The organism is Citrobacter sp. Cpo142 (assembly GCF_030332425.1).
GTDB lineage: Bacteria > Pseudomonadota > Gammaproteobacteria > Enterobacterales > Enterobacteriaceae > Citrobacter > Citrobacter portucalensis.
Window position 1 is genome coordinate 1 of sequence record NZ_JAOWHW010000007.1, and the last position, 203, is coordinate 203.

At 47.8% G+C, this 203-nt stretch carries 1 protein-coding gene; it reads right to left on the reverse strand.

The genetic code is table 11. The features are described 5' to 3' along the window. The coding region (locus OGY18_RS00025) for an MCP four helix bundle domain-containing protein (protein ID WP_286551124.1) at positions 1–203 on the reverse strand (203 nt) is incomplete at both ends.

Sequence of the window (203 nt, forward strand, 5' to 3'; positions counted from 1 at the left end):
GGGTATCTGCATACACCTGACGCTTTTCACCAATGGTTTTCAGCAGCTTAATACCCTGCTCTGAAGTAAGCTCCCTGTTAAATTTATCCTGCAGTATATCCACGCGAGCAGAGTTTTTCTTTATCCGCTGCTGTGCATATGTCCTGATATCCGGGTCCCCCGACGTCAGCAGAACCAGTCCAAGCGCACCGTTTGATTCAATA